General features: G+C 48.5%; 12 protein-coding genes and 1 pseudogene. 12 read left to right on the top strand and 1 reads right to left on the bottom strand.

The genetic code is table 11. The annotated features are described in order from the left end of the window. The first annotated feature begins 167 nt into the window (after nucleotides 1-167). From adhE to metG, 12 genes are all read left to right on the top strand, one after another. A complete protein-coding gene (adhE, locus tag AC0LWN_RS26170; RefSeq protein WP_458964052.1) occupies nucleotides 168-2789 on the top strand; it encodes a bifunctional acetaldehyde-CoA/alcohol dehydrogenase in 2622 nt (873 codons plus the stop codon). Between the two features lie 264 nt (nucleotides 2790-3053). Beyond that, on the top strand, nucleotides 3054-5315 hold the full coding sequence (gene pflB / locus AC0LWN_RS26165; RefSeq protein WP_474670589.1) for a formate C-acetyltransferase: 2262 nt from the start codon (nucleotides 3054-3056) through the stop codon (nucleotides 5313-5315). Between the two features lie 131 nt (nucleotides 5316-5446). Further along, nucleotides 5447-6184 (top strand): pyruvate formate-lyase-activating protein, encoded by a 738-nt coding sequence (gene pflA, locus AC0LWN_RS26160; protein ID WP_474670587.1) that lies wholly within the window; start codon nucleotides 5447-5449, stop codon nucleotides 6182-6184. A 316-nt stretch (nucleotides 6185-6500) separates the two neighbouring features. Further along, complete coding sequence (locus AC0LWN_RS26155; protein ID WP_474670585.1) at nucleotides 6501-7901, top strand: extracellular solute-binding protein; 1401 nt, start codon at nucleotides 6501-6503, stop codon at nucleotides 7899-7901. A gap of 95 nt (nucleotides 7902-7996) precedes the next feature. Beyond that, nucleotides 7997-8881 carry a carbohydrate ABC transporter permease gene (locus AC0LWN_RS26150; RefSeq protein WP_474670583.1) on the top strand — a complete coding sequence of 295 codons (885 nt, stop codon included), beginning with the start codon at nucleotides 7997-7999 and terminating at the stop codon, nucleotides 8879-8881. Further along, nucleotides 8881-9711: a carbohydrate ABC transporter permease gene (locus tag AC0LWN_RS26145; protein ID WP_474670581.1), complete on the top strand. Its 831-nt coding sequence runs from the start codon at nucleotides 8881-8883 to the stop codon at nucleotides 9709-9711. The genes AC0LWN_RS26150 and AC0LWN_RS26145 overlap by 1 nt, the downstream gene beginning before the upstream one ends. A gap of 27 nt (nucleotides 9712-9738) precedes the next feature. Beyond that, nucleotides 9739-11592: a cache domain-containing sensor histidine kinase gene (locus AC0LWN_RS26140; protein ID WP_474670579.1), complete on the top strand. Its 1854-nt coding sequence runs from the start codon at nucleotides 9739-9741 to the stop codon at nucleotides 11590-11592. Further along, nucleotides 11570-12361 carry a response regulator transcription factor gene (locus AC0LWN_RS26135; protein ID WP_474670577.1) on the top strand — a complete coding sequence of 264 codons (792 nt, stop codon included), beginning with the start codon at nucleotides 11570-11572 and terminating at the stop codon, nucleotides 12359-12361. Before AC0LWN_RS26140 ends, AC0LWN_RS26135 begins: the two co-directional genes overlap by 23 nt. A gap of 276 nt (nucleotides 12362-12637) precedes the next feature. Further along, on the top strand, nucleotides 12638-14881 hold the full coding sequence (locus AC0LWN_RS26130) for a stalk domain-containing protein (protein ID WP_474670575.1): 2244 nt from the start codon (nucleotides 12638-12640) through the stop codon (nucleotides 14879-14881). Nucleotides 14882-15038: 157 nt separating this feature from the next. Next, complete coding sequence (locus tag AC0LWN_RS26125) at nucleotides 15039-15500, top strand: Fur family transcriptional regulator (protein WP_474670573.1); 462 nt, start codon at nucleotides 15039-15041, stop codon at nucleotides 15498-15500. A 2-nt stretch (nucleotides 15501-15502) separates the two neighbouring features. Continuing rightward, nucleotides 15503-15766, top strand: a complete 264-nt coding sequence (gene yidD, locus AC0LWN_RS26120) for a membrane protein insertion efficiency factor YidD (RefSeq protein WP_474670571.1) — start codon at nucleotides 15503-15505, stop codon at nucleotides 15764-15766. Between the two features lie 346 nt (nucleotides 15767-16112). Continuing rightward, a complete protein-coding gene (metG, locus tag AC0LWN_RS26115) occupies nucleotides 16113-18137 on the top strand; it encodes a methionine--tRNA ligase (protein ID WP_474670568.1) in 2025 nt (674 codons plus the stop codon). 127 nt (nucleotides 18138-18264) lie between these two features. On the opposite strand, the pseudogene AC0LWN_RS26110 reads toward metG, so the two are convergent. Next, nucleotides 18265-18408: pseudogene (locus AC0LWN_RS26110) on the bottom strand (IS110 family RNA-guided transposase); the annotation flags it as partial.

Genomic DNA, 18408 nt, shown 5'->3' with positions numbered 1-18408 from the left:
TATAATATGGAAATATGCCCTGAATTTTATCAAATGAAAGCGCTTTGAAAACAAATCAAAAAAAACTTTATACTTTGTGAAAGATTTCACTATGCAAGACGAAGAGAATGTGATAAGATAAATGTGTAGAGAAAAACAACCTAAAAATTGACAGGAGGACGAGGGAGATGGCAGTTAAGAACGAAGTCGCCGCCCAAGTGAAACAAACCACCGCTGAAGAGTATGTTCAGACTTTGGTGGATAAAGCAAAGAAAGCTCAAGAAGCTTACATGGCGCTGGATCAAGAGCAAGTTAACACAATCGTTCATGCAATGGCGCTCGCAGGACTCGACAAGCACATGTACCTGGCTAAGCTGGCTGTAGAAGAAACTGGCCGCGGAGTATACGAAGACAAAATTACGAAGAACATCTTCTCAACTGAATATATCTGGCACGGAATTAAATACGACAAAACAGTAGGCGTTGTTGAAGACAACCAATATGACAGCTTCCAAAAGATTGCTGAACCAGTCGGAATCATTATGGGGATCACACCTGTAACGAATCCAACATCCACCACGATGTTTAAAGCACTGATTGCAGCGAAGACACGTAATCCTATTATATTCGGTTTCCATCCATCTGCGCAAGAGTGTAGTGCCGCAGCAGCAAAAATTCTTCATGATGCAGCCGTTAAAGCCGGCGCTCCTGAGAACTGTATCCAATGGATCGAGCTGCCAACGATGGACAAAACAAATGCACTAATGAACAATCCGGACGTTGCGCTTATCCTGGCAACAGGCGGTTCGGCAATGGTAAAAGCAGCTTATAGCTGCGGTAAACCGGCTCTTGGCGTAGGTCCTGGTAACGTGCCTGCCTTCATTGAAAAGAGTGCCGATATTGATCAAGCGGTAACCGACATTATTCTGTCGAAGACTTTTGACAATGGTATGATTTGTGCTTCCGAGCAAGCTGTTATCATTGAAGAAGCCATCTTTGATCAAGTGAAGAAGAAAATGATCGCCAACGGCTGCTACTTTGTAAATAAAGAAGAAGCTGCCAAGCTGACAAGCGGCGCAATGAACGTTGAAAAATGCGCAGTTAACCCGGCAATCGTAGGTCAATCCGCAGTGAAGATCGCTGAAATGTGCGGCATTCAAGTTCCTGCAGGCACTAAGATCCTGGTAGCTGAGCTTGAAGGCGTAGGTACTAAATATCCGCTTTCCGCTGAAAAATTGAGCCCGGTTCTTGCTTGCTACAAAGTTAAGAATGCTGATCAAGGTATCGAACGTGCAGCTCAAATTGTTGAATTTGGCGGTATGGGCCACAGCTCGGCCATCCACTCCAACAACGAAGAAGTAATCATGAAGTTCTCTAACCGTCTGCAGACCGGACGTATTCTCGTCAACTCGCCATCGACTCACGGCGCTATCGGCGATATCTACAATACGAATATCCCTTCATTGACTCTGGGCTGCGGATCTTACGGCCGCAACTCGGTATCGCAGAACGTTACTGCCATCAATCTGATCAACGTGAAAAGGGTGAACCGTCGTACCGTGAATATGCAATGGTTTAAAGTACCTGACAAGATTTACTTCGAAAAAGGCGCTACTCAATACCTGGCTAAAATGCCTGACATCACCCGGGTTGCTATCATCACTGACCCTATGATGGTTAAACTGGGCTATGTAGAAAGAGTTGAACACTATCTGCGTCAACGTCAAACACCTGTAGCCATTGAAGTGTTCTCGGAAGTTGAACCAGATCCATCGACAACTACCGTAGAAAAAGGTACTGCCATGATGAACAGATTCCAACCGGACTGCATCATCGCGCTTGGCGGCGGTTCCCCTATGGATGCTGCAAAAGGCATGTGGTTATTCTATGAACATCCGGACGCTGATTTCAACGGCCTGAAACAAAAATTCATGGATATCCGCAAACGCGTATACAAATTCCCTAAGCTTGGAAACAAAGCGAAATTCGTAGCGATTCCTACAACTTCGGGTACAGGTTCTGAAGTAACTTCTTTCGCGGTTATTACAGACAAAACAACAGCTAACAATACTAAATACCCATTGGCTGATTATGAGCTGACTCCAGACGTTGCAATCATCGACCCTGAGTTTGTATACAGCTTGCCAAAAACTGCTGTTGCCGACACAGGTATGGACGTATTGACACATGCCATCGAAGCTTATGTTTCCGTAATGGCTAGTGACTACACTGACGGTCTGGCTATCAAAGCTATCCAATTGGTATTCCAATACCTTGAAAAATCAGCACTCGAAGGCGATAAACTGGCCCGCGAAAAAATGCATAACGCATCTACACTTGCTGGTATGGCTTTTGCCAATGCATTCCTGGGCATCAACCACAGCTTGGCGCACAAATGGGGCGGTCAATATCACACAGCTCATGGACGCACCAACGCCATCCTGATGCCGCACGTTATCCGTTACAACGCTAAGAAACCTACGAAGTTCGCTTCGTTCCCTAAATATTCGCACTTTGTAGCTGACGAGCGTTATGCGGAAATCGCACGCATCCTGGGATTGCCTGCACGCACAACCGAAGAAGGCGTAACAAGCCTGATCAATGCAATCCGCGATATGAACAAAAAACTCGGCATCGAAGAGTCGTTCCAAGCGCTGGGCTTTGATCCTAAGGACTTCGAATCCCGCGTAGACTATCTGGCTGACCGTGCATTTGAAGACCAATGTACAACTGCCAACCCTAAGCTGCCGCTGGTTTCCGAGCTTGCTGACGTATACCGTAACGCATTCTACGGCAAATTCGAGAACTAATTAGCAATCACTAGATAAACAAATAGTTTATAGGGTAATATGGGACTGGATGTAAGTGACAAATATCACCGAAAGAGTGATATTTGTCACAGTCCATTTCCAGAAAATAAACTAAAATGTTTATATAAACAACGATCCCGGTTATGTAGAAGCTATTGTGAATTTTATTACAACCAACCATATCTTTGGGATCACGAGACACGGGATTAACCTTCAAGCCCGCGATCTCTACAAATATAATAAATATAAATGGAGGGATTTAGCATGTCGGTGATTGAAAAAGATGTACAAGAAGTAAAATCGGGTTGGAGAAGTTTCGTAAAAGGCAAATGGGCTAAGAAAGTCGATGTTAACGAATTTATTTCCAAGAACATCAAGCCTTATGAAGGAAACGAAGATTTCCTCGTAGGTCCTACCAGCAACACAACTGAACTGTGGAAGATTATCTCCCAGCTGAGTAAAGAAGAAAGAGAAAGAGGCGGCGTATGGGATGTTTCCCTGGATACTGTCTCCACTATTACTTCCCACAAACCAGGCTACATCAACAAGGACTTAGAACAAATTGTTGGTGTACAGACTGATGCTCCTTTCAAACGTTCCATTCAACCGTTCGGCGGTATCAAAATGATGATCGATGCCACCAAAGCGTACGGCTTTGAGCTTCCGAACAACATTGTTGAAATGTTCACGAATATCCGCAAAACGCATAACCAAGGCGTATTTGATGCATATACACCAGAAATGAGAGCCGTCCGTAAATCGGGAGTTATCACAGGTCTTCCTGATGCCTACGGCCGCGGACGCATCATCGGCGACTACCGCCGCATTGCTCTGTACGGTATCGATTTCCTGATCAAAGACAAGAAACAACAACAAGCCGAGCTTGAAGTTGATTCCATGACTGAAGAAGTAATCCGTCTGCGTGAAGAGCTGTCCGAGCAAATCCGCGCTCTGGGCGAACTGAAAGAAATGGCAGCGGCACACGGTATGGATATCTCCAAACCGGCTAACAACTTCAAAGAAGCTGCCCAATGGGTGTACTTCGGTTATCTGGCAGCCGTTAAAGAACAAAACGGTGCCGCAATGTCCCTGGGACGTGTATCCTCCTTCCTGGATATCTATGCACAACGTGATTTCGAAGAAGGTACTCTTACTGAAGAACAAGCACAAGAAATCGTTGACCATTTCGTAATGAAACTGCGTATCGTGAAATTCCTGCGTACACCTGACTATAACGAACTGTTCTCTGGTGACCCTACTTGGGTAACTGAGTCCATCGGCGGTATGTCTGAAGACGGAACAACCCGCGTAACTAAGAACAGCTTCCGCTTCCTGCATACCCTGTACAACCTGGGACCAGCTCCAGAACCAAACTTGACTGTTCTGTGGTCTGAAAGACTTCCTGAAGCGTTCAAGAAATACTGTGCTAAGGTTTCCATCGAGACCAGCGCTATCCAATATGAGAATGACGATGTAATGCGTCCATACTGGGGTGAAGATTACGCGATTGCTTGCTGCGTATCCCCAATGCGTATCGGTAAACAAATGCAGTTCTTCGGCGCCCGCGCCAACCTTGCAAAAGCTCTGCTGTATGCAATTAACGGCGGTGTAGATGAGAAATCCGGCGTACAGGTTGGTCCTGAATTCCCGGCAATCACTTCGGAATATCTCGATTACAACGAAGTAATGAAACGCTTCAAACCAATGATGGAGTGGCTGGCTAAGACATATGTTAACACGCTGAACATCATCCACTACATGCATGACAAATATTCCTACGAACGTATCGAAATGGCGCTGCATGACCGCGACATTCTGCGTACGATGGCTTGCGGTATTGCTGGTCTGTCTGTTGCTACTGACTCCCTGAGCGCAATTAAATACGCTAAGGTTAAACCGATCCGCAACGAACAAGGTATCGCAATCGACTTCGAAACCGAAGGTGAATTCCCTTGCTACGGCAACAACGACGATGCTGTTGACAGCATTGCAGTCGAATTGGTTGAAACCTTCATGTCCATGATCCGCAAACACAAAACTTACCGTGATGCTACGCCTACACAATCGGTATTGACCATCACTTCGAACGTTGTATACGGTAAGAAGACAGGTACTACTCCTGATGGACGTAAGAAAGGTGAACCGTTCGCTCCAGGTGCTAACCCAATGCACGGACGCGACAAGAAAGGCGCGCTGGCTTCCCTGAACTCTGTTGCCAAACTGCCTTACTCTGACGCACAAGACGGTATTTCCAATACGTTCTCTATCGTTCCTAAGGCATTGGGTAAAGATGAAGAATCCCGCAAGTCCAACCTGGTATTCATGATGGACGGATACTTCCACAATAACGCTCAGCACTTGAACGTTAACGTATTTAACCGTGAACAACTGATCGACGCTATGGATCACCCAGAAAACTATCCACAATTGACAATCCGTGTATCCGGCTATGCTGTTAACTTCATCAAGCTGACTCGCGAACAACAAATGGACGTTATCAACCGTACATTCCACGGTACAATGTAATACCTAAGCTTACTGCTTAAGCAAAAGGTATACAGTGAAATAGCTGCAAGGTGATACCGCCCTTGTCTCAAGGGCGGTACTCTCTTGTTTGAGATTACTTAAAATTTTAAATTTCGGAAGGATGACATCATATGGCTAACGGACATATACATTCTTTAGAAACCTTTGGAACTGTTGACGGACCAGGTATTCGTTTTGTTCTATTCATGCAGGGCTGCCTGTTGAAATGTCAGTATTGCCATAACCCGGACACCTGGGGGTTGAATGAGGGTAAAGAAATGAGTATCGAAGAGGTACTCGCTGAAATTGAGCCTTATCTGAATTACTACCGCACTTCCGGTGGTGGTCTGACCGTTTCGGGCGGCGAACCTACCCTACAGGCGCATTTTGTGAAGCAATTGTTCACTGAAGTGAAGAAGCGCTGGAATTTGCATACTACTCTTGATACGAACGGCTATAATGAAGGCGATAAAATCAACGATTTACTTGATGTGACTGATTTGGTGCTGCTTGATCTGAAGCATATTGATGATGAGGCGCATATCAAGCTGACGGGTAAATCCAATGAACGTACGCTGAAGCTGGCCCGCTGGCTGTCTGACCACGGCCGTAAGATGTGGGTCCGTCATGTGTATGTACCAGGAATCCATGACCGTGAAGAGGACTTGATCAATTTAGGACGTTTCATTGGAACCTTGAACGGTGTAGAGAAATTCGAAATCCTCCCGTATCATCAGATGGGTATCTATAAATGGGAAGTGCTGGGCAGACCTTATGAGCTTGAAGGAGTGCCTTCGCCAACTGAAGAAGAAGTAGCGCGCGCTTACCGGTTGATCGAAGAAGGACGCAAGCAGACAGCGCTGGTATAATGACCGGGAAGAATAAAGAGCCGTTTCAACAGTAGATTTAGTGCTGTGGGAACGGCTTTTGAACATACTAATAGACCTGAAATGAAATCGTGTTTAGGTTTTGTGACATATCATACCCTATAAACTGTTTTTTAATCGTGGTATTTCGAGTTAATGTTATATAATATCACTCTACCTGTAATTAAATACATATGTATTCGCTTACATTAGAGGTTTTTATCCCTGTTGTAGATGAATCTTAACCTTACCGTTGCTGAACCTGTTTTTTATAATAAGAGTTGTAAGGGAAATCAATATATAGGGAGGGTCACCCAAAATGAAAAAAAGCGTAACTTTGCTGTTATCTCTGCTGTTCGTAAGCTCTGCGGTAATAGCTGGCTGTGGCAATAATAATTCTGCTAACAACAACGGCGGCGCTGTCGCGACTAGCACGGCTGATGCTACGAATGCTGTGGCGACAGAAGAACCAGCAAGCAGCGAGCCCTTCGAAATGACAATCCGTCATACTCAAGTAGGTGCAGACAAACAGAAACGTCTGGCCATTCTGGAGGATGTTGTTGGAAAGGTGCAGGCTGAAGTGCCAGGATTGACCTTTAAGCTTGATGGTGTGGACTCCGATGTAAACCGTAAGGAAAAGCTGCGCGGCGAAATGGCAGCGGGAAATCCGCCGGAAATTTTCGATCTGTTCGGCAGCCCAGACTCCAAAATATATGCTAAGGAAGGCGAATTGCTTGATCTGACACCGATCCTTGAAGAGCTGGGCATCAAAGACAAGTTCTCGAATCTGGACCCGTTCACGTATGAAGGTAAAATCTACGGATTGCCGATTGGCGGCTCGGGTGAAGGGTTCTTCTATAATAAAGAATACTATACCAGCAAAGGCTGGAAGGCTCCGACAACTTTTGCAGAATTGGAAAAGCAACTGGCGGATATCAAAGCCGACGGCAAGGTGCCAATGGCAGGCGCATCCAAGGCCGGATGGGTGCCTTTGATGCTGGCGAACCACCTCTGGTCGCGTTATGCCGGACCGGATGTAACTGCTAAATTTGCCACCGGTGAAGCCAAATGGAGTGATCCGAATGTGGTTAAAGGTTTTGCCAAATACAAGGAATGGGAAGATAAAGGCTATTTCAAAAAAGGCGAGCTTGGATTCGAGTATGCTGAATACACGACCCAGTTCACCAGCGGTGAAGCGATCCTGATGTATGATGGCACTTGGAAGTCCTCTGTCTTCAAGACAGGCCAATCCGGCGAAGGCCTGATCGGCAAGGTTGGTTTCTTCAACATTCCACCTGTGGACGGCGGAGTTGGCGACCAGACGGCGCTCATGCGTGATGTGAACAACGGCTACGGCTTCTCTGCTTCTGCAGGTAAGGATGAACGCCAACTGGCTGCTGTGAAGTCGTTCATCAAAAATATGTACAATGAAGAAATGCAGTTGCGCGGACTGGTTGAGGATGGCGTGCTGCCGGCCATGAAGATTGATCAGGCTGTGTTAAATAAGAATATCACTGACGATCTGATGAGTGAAATTGTGGCTGTTCTGAATAACTCCGAATCTTCGTTCCCGGCCTTCGACTCACTGGTACAGGCGGATGTAACTACTGAAATCAGCAATATCCAGATTCAAAAGCTGATTGGCGGACAGACGACACCTGAGAAAATGGGCGAGGCTCTGCAAAAGGTTCAAGAAGAAGCCAACGCGGCAGTAGAATAAGGAACGGTAATCGGAATGTGCCCTGGCGCTTGCTCCAGGGTGCATTTTTACAATCTGCCCGGAGTTCGCTGATTCTTAAGCAATCGGAGGTAGTCATGAATAAATCACTCAGAAATCCCCTGGTGTTCACTCTATTCGTTGTTCCGGCGTTAATCCTGTTTTTGCTGTTTTTTATTTATCCGATCTTTAGTTCGATCTACTATAGCTTGACCAGTTGGAACGGTGTTTCGGACGCTGTTGCATATACGGGGCTGAGCAATTTTAAAAAGGCCATTCACGATGACCGCTTTTGGGTTTCCGTTAAGAATAACGGCTGGTTTATCTTATTCTCCGTATTCATTCAGGTCCCCCTCATTGTGCTCTTCTCCTTGTTAATTGCCAATGTCAAAAAGCTGAAGGGACTTTATAAGACTGCGGTTTTTATGCCATCTATCATGTCTACGGCGGTTATCGGCATTCTGTGGGGCTTCATTTATGAGCCGAATATTGGTCTTTTTAATAAAGTGTTGGGAGTCTTCGGCATTGACCCGGTATACTGGCTGTCGGATGAACGGTTCGCCATGCTGTCGATTCTAATCACCAACGCCTGGCAGTGGACCGGCTTCTACATTGTAATGGTGTTGGCGGCGATTTTATCCATTCCCGGTGAGCTGGATGAGGCCGCTGCCATTGACGGCGCTACTGGCTTCCAAAGGGCTACACGGATTACTTTGCCGCTGATCGTGCCGATCATTTCCGTTGTTATTATGCTGTCCATCGCGGGAGCTATGAAGGCGGCGGATATTGTCATCGTCATGACGAAGGGCGGACCGGCAGGTTCGACCGAGGTGATGGCTACCTACATGATCAAATATGCAATTACCAACTTTAAATATGGGTACGGGAACGCCATTGCTGTTCTGATCTTTATTTTCACCCTGGTGGTCACGGCGCTTTATCAGCTGCTATTCGCCCGGCGTAATGAAAGGATTGAATACTAATGGCGCGCACTTTGAAAAAAAGCATACCACATGCTGCACTGCTCGGTTATCTCGTAGTTGTGCTGTTTCCGTTTCTGTTCGTGCTGTTCTCTTCAGTGAAGAAGGACAATAATGCGATTGCGCTGAATCCGTTTGGCATTCCGAAGGAATTTGTATTTAACAATTATGTCGAGGCATGGGTCAATGCCAAGATCAGCACGTACTTTTTGAACAGCTTGTATATTTCCGTGCTTTCTTCTGTTGCGTCGATTCTGCTGGCTTCGATGTTCGCCTTTGCGGTTACGCGGATGCGGCAGGGCAAGTGGAATCAGATCCTGTTCTCGCTTGTGGTTATCGGAATGCTGATCCCGAATAATGCGCTGATGCTGCCAATCTATACGATTGTGCGCAAGCTGCACATTCTGAATACGCACTGGGCGCTTATCATACCTTACATTGCCAATGCGATCCCGTTCACGATTATTATTTTGGCGGCATTTATGCGTTCGCTGCCCGGTGAAATTGAAGAAGCTGCAGTTGTGGATGGCTTGAAGGCCCCTGGTATCTTTGCTAGAATTATTGTACCTTTGACAGTTCCCGCCATGGTTACAGTATTCATTGTTAATTTCCTGGGAAATTGGAATGAGTTTTTGCTGGCCAATTATTTTCTTTCGAATGACGAGCTGCGCACGCTTCCGGTGGGAATGGTCCAATTCCGTGATCAGTATCAGATGAATTATGCGCAGATGTCCGCAGGCATTGTCTACAGTGTGCTGCCGGTCGTGATTATTTACGCCATTTTGCAGGAGAAGATTATTGAAGGGGTTACAGCGGGCAGCGTAAAAGGATAATCCTATTCAAGTCAGGGGCACTAGCCGATGAATCTGCGCTACAAGTTGTTTACGGCATTTTTGGGCCTGATTATCATTCCTCTGTTTATTCTTGGCATGATTATGTTTTTTGTAACCTATAATTCAATTGAGAAGAAGTACAGCCAGCAATCTGAGTATTCGCTCAAGGCAATCAGCTACAGTATCTCAAATGTTTTTAAGGACATGGATAATGTGACCGACAATGGAATCGCTACTTCGGTGTTTCATATGGCGCTTAGTGCGGAGGACCCGTCCAAGCAGGATTTGACCGCTGCCGAGCAGCTTAATTTGAATGCCAGTCAGCGCAATTTTCGCAGCTTGTTATACAACCATCCGTCGATCAGTTATGCTTTTCTCTACAATTTTAATGGAAAAGGCAGTTCGGAGATCGTTTCGGTGTTCAATAAGGAGAATTTTCAGACGCTCCCCTATGACAAGTTCAAGGGAAGTGAGCTGTACCAGGAAGTCATGAAGCTGAATGGTGTGCCCAAATGGGTCGCGCCGCACGAATACCCGGAGCTTACAGGAACGGAAGCGGTGTTTACGCAAATCCGGCTGGTGAAGGAGCTGAGTTTTTTTCAGAATATCGGCATTCTGGTGGTGCAGATCAAGAACTGGGAGTTCGAGTCGATCTTCCGCAATCTTAAAATCGGGGACAGCGACCAGAAGGTTTCTTTTATGCTGGTGAATGATGACGGTATGATTCTGTTCGATCCGGACCGCAAGCTGGACGGCCAGGATTTCCATTCTTTTACGGCGAAAAATGTTACTTTTCATAAAGGCTTCCAAAGCTTCAAAACGGTATTCGACGGGGAGAACAGCATTCTCTCGGTCTACCATCTCAAGGACTATCCCTGGAGTCTCGTCTCCATAACCTCTTGGGACTCGTTGTCTCGTGAAGTCACTGTTTTTGCCCGTTGGTTCGTGGTTGTCATCTTTCTGTGCCTGCTCGGCGCAGTGATCTTCAATCTGTTCTTCATGAACCGGATTACGGGCGGTATAGCCGTGATTGTCCGCTTTATGCGGAGGGTCGAGGATGGCGATCTCACTACGCGGGTGGAAGAGAAGGGCGACGACGAAATGACTCTGCTTGCCAAGGGTTTCAATGATCTGATGGACAAAATCAATAGTCTGTTCAATCGGGTACAGTTGGAGCAGCGGCGGAAAAACCAGGCTGAAATGCGTGTTCTGCAGGCGCAGATCAAGCCGCATTTTCTGTTCAATACACTGGAGTCCATCAATGTGCTTGCCGTGCAGAATGAAGGGCGGAAGGTGAGCGAGATGGTCTACAGGCTGGCCAGCATCCTGCGGATCAGCATTCAGGGCAGGGATGAAATTACACTGGAAGAGGAAGTTACACACCTGCGCAATTATTTGGATATCCAGAAATTCCGCTTCGAGGATGTATTCGATTATGAGATTGATGTTCCTCAGGAGCTGCTTGGCTGCGGGATTCTCAAGCTTACACTCCAGCCGCTGGTGGAGAACAGCATACAGCACGGGTTCGAGGGGATTGACTACAAAGGCCTGGTCCGTGTAAAAGTCTGGGAAGAGCGGGGCAACCTGATCCTGCGCATACAGGACAATGGAATTGGGATGAACTCAGACCAGTTGTCCATGTTCCAGTATATGCTGGGCGAGTCAGCAGAACAGATCACTACGGAAAAGCCGGAGCATGGCATTCATCTGGAGCGGCGGGGCCTTGGTGTGAGGAGTGTGGCGGACCGCATCCGTATTGAATATGGCGACAGGTATGGGATTTTCATCTGCGCAAGTCCCGGGGAAGGCACAATTATCCAATGCGTCATACCTAAATACGGGCAGGGGGAAGATCATTATGCTAAAAGTATTATTGGTTGACGATGAAGCCCCTATTCTGGGCAACTTGAGGCGGGTGCTGCCGTGGCAGGAAATGGGGATGGAGATCGCAGGCATGGCCCGCAGCGGGATGGAGGCCCTTCGCATTGCTGAGGAGCAGGCCCCGGATATTGTGCTCTGCGACATCCGTATGCCCGTAATGGACGGCCTGACGTTCATCGGCAAGCTGCGGGAATTGGGGCTGGAGAGCGAAGTTCTGCTGCTCAGTGGCTATCAGGAATTTGACTATGCGCTGGAAGCAATCCGGCTGGGTGTGAAGGAATATATCTGCAAGCCGATTCATTATGAGGAGCTTGGCAACAAGGTGCGGGAAATGGGCGTACGAATCCGGAACAAACAGTATAAGGATAAGCTGTATAACAGCATTCCATTGTTTCAGGAGCTGCCGCCGGAAGAGGATTCCGTGAAAAAAACACCGGACCAGCTGATGAACCATGCAGCCCGGTATATTTCGCAGCGCCTGAGCTGTGATCTTGGCATTGAGGAGGTGGCGAATAAAATCGGCATCAGCAGCAGCTACTTCTGCTTGCTGTTCAAGAACCGTTTTGCCATGACCTTTGTGGAATATGTGACGCTTCAGCGGATAGAGGCTGCGAAGTTCATGCTGGCAAGCAGCGACAAAAGCATCACGGCGATCAGTTCGGGAGTGGGCTATCAGGAGCGGCGGTATTTTACGAAGGTATTCCAGAAGCAGACGGGGATGACTCCCAAAGAATACCGGGACCAGAATAAGAAACTGGATACGCGTTAAACCGGCTTAAGAAACGATTACCTTGCTCTACAGGTTAATCGTTTCTTTTTTTTGCGGACAAATTGATTTCATTGATGAATTATTTTTAATCTTTTCTTTACAGTTAATGAAACTTTTTATGCTGTCATGCGTCTAATACTATGTTTTGTAAAAATGTACGTGACAAAAACTCATCTGCCGTCCACATGGGCGGCTGCGTTTTTGCGGGTAATATAAGGAATGCAGAGAGACTTACTTTCCTTGTATACAACAAATGGGAGCAGAAGGAGTCATACCATGAATTTGAAAAAATTATCGTTAGCAGCAGTCCTGGCTATATCGCAGGTTGCAGCAGCAGTGCCGGCTTTTGCCGCCCCTGTTAGTACAACATCAACATCCGCTGCGGTTCAAGCAGCCGAGGCTACCTCTACGCCTGCGACGGTGTCAGAGCCTGCGGCTACAGATCCGCTGCCTAGTGAAATTCCGGCAGGCTCTGTGACACCAACACCTACGCCAACACCTGCACCGGCAGCAACAGCAGTTCCAACCGCGACTGCACTGCCTAACGCTACACCTCAGCCAGCAGCATCAGCGGCTCCAAGCATGACGCCAGGAATTACTGCGCCGGCTAACAACAATGCTGGGCAGAGCATTCCTTCTGCAGGCGCCAATCAGTTGATTCTCATGATGAACAGTAACAAAATGTACAAGAATGGTGTTCAGTATACAGCTAATCAGCCTATGGCGGTGAAGTATGGGGTTTCCTACGTTTCGATCCGCGCAATGGTGGAAATGGTGGGCGTCAAGTATACCTATGACACCAAAACGAAGGAAGTTATTGTGACCAAAGGTACCAGCATCATGCGCTTCAAGACGGACAGCAAAATTTATACCGTCAATGGCAGCAAGGTGACTATGAAGGGACCGGCTTACCAGTTCAAGGGTACGTTCATGATTCCTTTGACTTCTATTACCGGAGCGCTGGGCATTCCTTATACGGTGGATAATGTGCAGAAGCGTGTTATTCTAACGCTGAACACAAAACCGACAGCCTCCTTTACCATACAGCCGACAGAAATTTATGCCGGTCAAACTACGGTTAATTATGTGACTTCCAGCTCTTCGCCCAATGGCACAGCTATTGTTGACGAGCGGTGGGAAGGCAACAAGATGGATATTTACGATCAGCCCGGAGATTACACAGTAACCTATTCGGTTATGGATGCAACTGGGCAGTGGAGTGATCCTTATTCGGTGACCATCAGGGTTATACAGCCGAATCAGCCTCCTGTGGCCAATTTCACCACAGACAAAGAAGAGTACAAAATGGGTGAACCGGTAACTCTAACCGATCAGAGCTACGACCCTGAAGGAGAAGCACTGACGGCTGAATGGACAAATCGGGCGCTGGCATTTTTTAACCCGGGACCTGTCTCGATTCAGTTGAAGGTAACCGATAAGCATGGCCTGAGCAGCACCTTTGAGAAGACGATCAACATCACCAGTGAGCAGTTGTACACCCAGGATGAGGTTGCGAAGCTATTCACTGAACCGGGGGATATTATCTCTATGGACGGGGGAATGATTCCTAGTCTGCCTAACCTGCAGTATAACCTCTCTTCAGAGCCTTATACGCTGATTCGCAGTAACAGTCCTGAAACCGTTAATTCCGAGGGTGTGTTGTACCGCGAAACTTCAGTTGGAGCAACACGTTTTCTGGTCCATCATTTGAACAATATGTCCACTAGACAGAAGCTGTATGTTATTGCAACGAACAACAACATGTATCCAACGACTATTACAACCCAATATCTAGGGATTGCAGGTCCGGTCACATCGCCTGAATATACCGGTAAAATTTCAATCCAGAAATATTATAATTCCATGCTGAACAATTCGAGTTATGGAACGATTACGCTTCAGCCGGGGCAAAGTGTGCCTATTATGACCGATATCAGCAAAATCGCCATGAAACCGGGTGAGGTGCTCTCGCTTAGCGCTGACCTGTTCAGTGATTTGGCAGTGCAATATAATGTCGTGATGGTAGAACAGTCCAAGGACCCGGTAGCTCTTCTATCGACACTGCCTCTTCTGGACAAGGATGGAGTGCATAACCGGGGAACTTATCCGGATTCTACCCGTATAATGAATGTATTCGATCTGGTTGGAGCTACGCAATCCAGGCTGGTGCTCGGTGACAACAACAAAGACCTGAATCTGGTCGGGATTGATCCGATGTACGGAACACAGGCATCCAACGCCGGTAACTTCGGTGTTCTGTACAAGATCAGACTGGAGCGTGTCGCCAAGAATACACTCATCACCTTCAATCCGCGCGGAGGCAAATATCTGGGCTCCTTGATGGTTAACGGAACGATTGTCAATCTGCCGAACAAAGGGAGTTTGGACAGCAATGATATGAATGCTGTTGTCTATCGTTCCGGGGATTATGAAGGTCCGGTAGATATCGTGTTCTCGGTTGCATCCGGCAGCAATCTTCCGGTGAACTTTGTCTTTACACCACTTCCGGCCAAAAAGTAAAGCCTTATATTTGAACAAAGGCCTGTCAGCTCTCCCAAACGGGATGGCTGGCGGGCCTTTTGCTGCTGGTGCAGTCTGGTTTCATTGACGGGGCTTTTGTTTTGGGGCATTATAAAGAGAGTGTAATTCAAATGACCATGTTATGGGAGATGAGCGAATGCTGTCGACAGATCAAATACTGGAAGCCATGTCGGGGCAGGGACTGCGAATCACCGATCAGCGCAAGACGCTTGCCAAGCTATTCGGCGAGAATACGGGGTATTTATCCGCAAAGGATGTTTATGAGCATATGGGCCGTAAATACAGCGGTCTCAGCTTCGATACAGTGTACCGCAATCTGCGGGTGATGGAAGAGCTTGGCGTGCTGGAGCAGGTGGTGTTCGAGGATGGCGTCAAATTCAAAGGAAGCTGCAATCAGGATCATCACCATCATCATATGATCTGTCTTCAATGCATGAAGACCTACCCGATTAATTTCTGTCCGATGAATCTAACAGATGCTCCCGACCAGTTCCGGGTGGTTAAGCATAAATTTGAGGTGTTCGGCTACTGCAAGGATTGTGAGCAGAATAGGGAAGAAGATTCCGCTGTTGCCGCTCACGGCAAAGAAGGTCATTAGTCATGAGCATTGGACGCAGAACGATCCAGGCGCCAATCCGTGTGTACCGCAAGTTTATTTCACCAATTAAACCGGCAACCTGCCGCTTCTATCCGACCTGCTCGGCTTACGCGCTGGAGGCGGTCGAGGTTCACGGTCCGCTGAAGGGTTCATGGCTTGCGGCGAAGCGGATTGCCAGATGCCATCCCTTTCATCCCGGAGGACTTGATCCGGTTCCGCCGCGCGAAGAGAAGGCTTCAAGGAGCAAGTCAGCCCGCACAACTTGACATGGCGGCTGCACATGGGTATATTTTGGATAATAGATTGTATTCCGAAGAACGGATGAGTAGATCGGGACAACCATTACAGAGAGCCGGGAAATGCTGAAAGCCGGTATGGTGCGAGGATTGAATATGGTCCGGGAGGAACTGTGTTCGAGCGGAAGCTGTGAAGGATGGCTTGCGTAAGATAACAGCGTGTTCCAGCGTTAATGGACAGTTCCCCTGCGGGAACTGGCGAAGCCTGTGCTCTGCGAGGAGCCGGGGAATTTTGGGTGGTATCGCGTGAGTTTACTCTCGCCCCATATCGGGGCGGGAGTTTTTTGTGTTTGCCAAGACGAAAGGATGACTAGGAATGAGCGACAAGAAAACATTTTATCTGACAACCCCAATCTATTATCCGAGCGACAAGCTGCATATCGGGCATGCCTACTCTACGGTTGCGGGTGATGCGATGGCCCGTTATAAACGGCTGCGCGGCTATGCGGTCCGTTATCTGACCGGTACAGATGAGCATGGACAGAAGATTGAGGAAAAGGCTGCCAAGGCCGGCAAGACGCCTCAGGAGTTCGTGGACGGGATTGTCGCGGGCATCAAGGACCTGTGGCGCAAGCTGGATATCTCCAATGACGATTTCATCCGCACGACCGAGGAGCGCCATAAAAAAGTGGTGGCGGATATTTTTGACCGGCTGCTGAAGCAGGGCGATATTTACAAAGGGGAATACGAGGGCTGGTACTGCATCTCGGACGAGACCTTTTACACTGAGACACAGCTGGTGGATATCGAACGTGATGCGGAAGGCAATATTATCGGAGGCAAAAGCCCGGACAGCGGACATCCCGTGGAGCTGGTCAAGGAGGAAAGCTATTTCTTCCGCATGAGCAAATATGCTGACCGGCTGCTTAAGTTCTATGACGAGAATCCGGAGTTTATTTTGCCGGAATCACGCAAGAACGAAATGATCAACAACTTCATCAAGCCTGGACTGGAGGATCTGGCCGTCTCCCGCACAACGTTTGATTGGGGCGTAAAGGTTAAAGGCGACTCCAAGCATGTGGTCTATGTGTGGATCGATGCGCTGACGAACTATATTACAGCTCTTGGCTATGGCTCGGAGGACCGCAGCTTGTATGATCAATTCTGGCCTGCGGATGTGCACATTGTCGGGAAAGAAATTGTACGGTTCCATACGATCTACTGGCCGATCATTCTGATGGCTCTTGGCGAGCCGCTGCCGAAGAAGGTATTCGCGCATGGCTGGCTGCTGATGAAGGACGGCAAAATGTCCAAATCCAAGGGCAATGTGGTGGACCCTGTAACGCTGATCGACCGGTATGGTCTGGACGCTCTGCGTTACTACCTGCTGCGTGAAGTGCCGTTCGGCTCGGATGGCACTTTTACACCGGAGAGCTTCGTGGACCGGATCAACTATGACCTCGCTAATGACCTCGGCAACCTGCTAAACCGTACCGGGGCAATGGTGGAAAAGTATTTCGCAGGCGATCTTCCGGCTTACGAGGGCAATGTGACAGCGTTTGACGGCGAGCTTGCGGCTGCGGCTCAGAGCACCTATGCCAAAGTGGAAGAAGCAATGGAAAAAATGGAGTTCTCTGTGGCGCTCACCGCCATTGGCGCGTTCATCAGCCGGACGAATAAATATATCGACGAGACCCAGCCGTGGGTGCTCGCGAAGGATGAGAGCAGAACCGGCGAGCTGGCTTCAGTGATGAGACATCTTGTTGAAGGCCTGCGCACGGCTTCAATTCTCCTGCAGCCTTTCCTGACCGAAGCTCCGGCGAAGATCTGGCAGCAGCTTGGCATTGAGCCGGGCGAGCTGACGGCTTGGGACAGCGGCAAGTCCTTCGGCCTGATTCCAGCCGGAACGAAGCTGGCCAAGGGCGATCCGATTTTCCCGCGCCTGGATGTGGCGCAGGAAGTGGCCTACATCGCCGAAGCGATGGGCGCCGGCAAACCAGCGGCAGCGGAAGCTGCGCCTGCTCCTGAAGCCGGGGCCGCTCCAGCCGCCGCCGCGGAGCCGGAGGAGGAGCACAAGGAAGAAATCGGCATCGACGATTTCGCCAAAGCCGAGCTGCGCGTAGCTCAGGTTATCGCCGCCGAGCCGGTGAAGAAGGCCGACAAGCTGCTGAAGCTGCAGCTTGACCTCGGCTATGAGCAGCGCCAGGTGGTCTCCGGCATTGCGAAGTTCTACACACCGGAGGAGCTGGTGGGACGCAAGGTGATCTGCATCGTCAACCTGAAGCCGGTGAAGCTGCGCGGCGAGCTGTCACAAGGCATGATCCTGGCCGCCTCCAAGGGCGAGCAGTTGACGATTGCCACCGTACCGGACAGCATGCCGAATGGAGCGATTGTGAAGTAGGCTGATCTGATCCAGCCTTAGGGAATGCCCACCGCTGTGGAAGGCGGCTGGGTATTCTTTTTTTGCTAGTAGATCGCAAACCCTTCTCCGCCGAACGGATTAGGGCGTGGAGATCATGCTGCAGGCGTATCGGATTCACCAACACGACCTCGATCCCTTGCTGAAGCAGCCAATTCGCGAGGTTAAACCAGTAATGACCGGTGGGCTCCAGGCCGATGAGAAGGGACGTCAGTCCATACTTCATTTGAGCTTCGTTTACCCAGCGCAAAAG

It is taken from the genome of Paenibacillus sp. sgz302115 (genome assembly GCF_056120445.1).
Note: the sequence above shows the minus strand (reverse complement) of the source record. Positions and strands in the feature narration are given on the sequence as shown.

Excerpts from the sequence above, each read along its gene's own strand:
- adhE (WP_458964052.1), top strand. The coding sequence starts at position 168 with ATGGCAGTTAAGAACGAAGTCGCCGCCCAAGTGAAACAAACCACCGCT.
- pflB (WP_474670589.1), top strand. The coding sequence starts at position 3,054 with ATGTCGGTGATTGAAAAAGATGTACAAGAAGTAAAATCGGGTTGGAGA.
- pflA (WP_474670587.1), top strand. The coding sequence starts at position 5,447 with ATGGCTAACGGACATATACATTCTTTAGAAACCTTTGGAACTGTTGAC.
- AC0LWN_RS26155 (WP_474670585.1), top strand. The coding sequence starts at position 6,501 with ATGAAAAAAAGCGTAACTTTGCTGTTATCTCTGCTGTTCGTAAGCTCT.
- AC0LWN_RS26150 (WP_474670583.1), top strand. The coding sequence starts at position 7,997 with ATGAATAAATCACTCAGAAATCCCCTGGTGTTCACTCTATTCGTTGTT.
- AC0LWN_RS26145 (WP_474670581.1), top strand. The coding sequence starts at position 8,881 with ATGGCGCGCACTTTGAAAAAAAGCATACCACATGCTGCACTGCTCGGT.
- AC0LWN_RS26140 (WP_474670579.1), top strand. The coding sequence starts at position 9,739 with ATGAATCTGCGCTACAAGTTGTTTACGGCATTTTTGGGCCTGATTATC.
- AC0LWN_RS26135 (WP_474670577.1), top strand. The coding sequence starts at position 11,570 with ATGCTAAAAGTATTATTGGTTGACGATGAAGCCCCTATTCTGGGCAAC.
- AC0LWN_RS26130 (WP_474670575.1), top strand. The coding sequence starts at position 12,638 with ATGAATTTGAAAAAATTATCGTTAGCAGCAGTCCTGGCTATATCGCAG.
- AC0LWN_RS26125 (WP_474670573.1), top strand. The coding sequence starts at position 15,039 with ATGCTGTCGACAGATCAAATACTGGAAGCCATGTCGGGGCAGGGACTG.
- yidD (WP_474670571.1), top strand. The coding sequence starts at position 15,503 with ATGAGCATTGGACGCAGAACGATCCAGGCGCCAATCCGTGTGTACCGC.
- metG (WP_474670568.1), top strand. The coding sequence starts at position 16,113 with ATGAGCGACAAGAAAACATTTTATCTGACAACCCCAATCTATTATCCG.